Here is a 2,091-nt window from a genome sequence, read left to right as displayed (position 1 = left end):
GGCACCGCTTTGGCCTGTGCGCCAGAAAAACGCGCCAGCCCCATCAGCAGATTCTCCTCCACCGTCAGACGCGGGAAAATTTCGCGCCCCTGCGGCACATAAGCGATACCCGCCTGCACGCGCTGGTGCGGCTTGCGGCTGTTGATCACGTTATCCTGCCAGCGAATTTCGCCGGATTTGGCCGGAATCAGCCCCATCAAACATTTCAGCAGCGTGGTTTTGCCCACGCCGTTGCGTCCCAGCAGGCAGGTAATTTCACCCGGTTTCGCTTCAAACGACAAACCGCGCAGAATGTGGCTGCCGCCGTAATATTGATTCAGTTCCGCGACTTGCAGCATGTTAACGCCCCAGATAAACGTCGATAACCCGATCGTCCGCCTGCACTTCGCGTAACGATCCCTCAGCCAAAACCTGGCCCTGATGCAGCACGGTGACGTGATCGGCAATGGTTTCAACAAAGCCCATGTCGTGCTCGACCACCATCAGTGAATGCTTACCGGCGAGGCTGCGAAACAGCTCGGCGGTGTACTCGGTTTCGGCATCGGTCATGCCGGCCGCCGGTTCATCCAGCAGCAGCAAATGCGGGTCCTGCACCAGCAGCATGCCGATTTCCAGAAACTGCTTCTGACCGTGCGACAGCAAACCGGCTTTGCGCTGACGCTCGCCGCCGAGCCGCAGCAGTTTCAGCACCTCATCAATGCGATCCTGCTGCTCGCCGTTCAGTCGCGCACGCAGGCTGGCCCACACCGATTTGTCGTTTTTCAGCGCGATTTCCAGATTCTCAAACACCGTCAGCGCTTCGAAAACCGTGGGTTTCTGGAACTTGCGTCCAATACCGGCACGCGCGATCTCTACCGGCGACATTTTGCTGAGATCGGTATCCTGGTCGTAGATCACCTGGCCATTATCCGGCCGGGTTTTACCGGTGATCACATCCATCAGCGTGGTTTTTCCCGCGCCGTTGGGGCCGATCACGCAGCGCAGCTCGCCGACGCCGATCTTCAGCGAGAGATCGGTTAGCGCGCGGAAACCGTCGAACGACACGTTGATCTTCTCCAGCTGCAATACCGGATCGGTTTGTTCACGATGACGATCCGAGGGATGAGGTTGGGTAAACAGTTGTTCAGTCATCACGCCTCCGGCGCAGCAGGCCAATCACGCCACGCGGCAGGAACAGCGTGACCAGGATAAACATCAGCCCAAGGAAGAACAGCCAATATTCCGGGAAGGCGACGGTAAACCAGCTTTTGGCGCCGTTGACGATAGCAGCACCGAGCAGCGGACCAATCAGCGTGCCGCGTCCGCCCAGCGCCACCCAAATCGCCGCTTCAATCGAGTTGGTCGGCGACATTTCGCTGGGGTTAATAATGCCGACCTGCGGCACATAGAGCGCGCCCGCCAGCCCGCAAAGCACCGCCGAGAGCGTCCAGACAAACAGCTTGAAGCCTTTGGGATCGTAACCGACGAACATCAGGCGGTTCTCCGCATCGCGCACGGCGGTCAACACGCGACCAAACTTGCTGCGTGCCAGCGCGAAGCCAATGCCGAGGCTCACCAGCAGCAGCAGCACCGTGGCGACAAATAGCCCGATGCGCGTGCCGGTCGCCGTGACGTTAAAGCCGAGCAGCGTAGTGAAGCCGGTGAAGCCGTTGTTGCCGCCGAAGCCGGTTTCGTTGCGGAAAAACAGCAGCATGCCGGCGTAAGTCAGCGCCTGCGTCATGATCGAGAAGTAGACGCCTTTGATTTTCGAGCGGAAGGCGAAGAAGCCAAACACCAGCGCCAGCAAACCCGGCACCAGCATGATCAGGCACAGCGCCCAGGCAAAATGTTGCGTGCCCGCCCAGAACCACGGCAGCTCGTTCCATGAGAGGAAAGACATAAACGCGGGTAAGCCGTCACCGGAGGCCTGACGCATCAAATACATGCCCATCGCATAGCCGCCGAGCGCGAAGAACAGGCCGTGACCCAGCGAAAGCAGCCCGGCGTATCCCCACACCAAATCGAGCGCTACCGCGACCACGGCGTAACAAAGAATTTTGCCGACCAGCGTCAGCGTGTAGGTGGAGATCGCCAGCGGATGCGTGGCGGGCA

Annotated in this window: 3 protein-coding genes; all 3 read right to left on the bottom strand. The window is 59.6% G+C overall.

The genetic code is table 11. The features are described 5' to 3' along the window. Positions 1 to 338: ATP-binding cassette domain-containing protein (locus RTY00_RS24090; protein ID WP_312666650.1), on the bottom strand; the 338-nt coding region annotated here is incomplete at its 3' end. 1 nt (position 339) lies between these two features. Continuing rightward, positions 340 to 1,131: an urea ABC transporter ATP-binding protein UrtD gene (gene urtD / locus RTY00_RS24085; protein WP_061718176.1), complete on the bottom strand. Its 792-nt coding sequence runs from the start codon at positions 1,129 to 1,131 to the stop codon at positions 340 to 342. Further along, the coding region (gene urtC, locus RTY00_RS24080) for an urea ABC transporter permease subunit UrtC (RefSeq protein WP_312666649.1) at positions 1,124 to 2,091 on the bottom strand (968 nt) is incomplete at its 5' end. The genes urtD and urtC, both read right to left, overlap by 8 nt.

Source organism: Pantoea sp. CTOTU49201 (assembly GCF_032054795.1).
In the GTDB taxonomy this organism is placed as follows: Bacteria; Pseudomonadota; Gammaproteobacteria; order Enterobacterales; family Enterobacteriaceae; genus Pantoea; species Pantoea symbiotica.
Note: the sequence above shows the minus strand (reverse complement) of the source record. Positions and strands in the feature narration are given on the sequence as shown.

Excerpts from the sequence above, each read along its gene's own strand:
- urtD (WP_061718176.1), bottom strand. The coding sequence starts at position 1,131 with ATGACTGAACAACTGTTTACCCAACCTCATCCCTCGGATCGTCATCGT.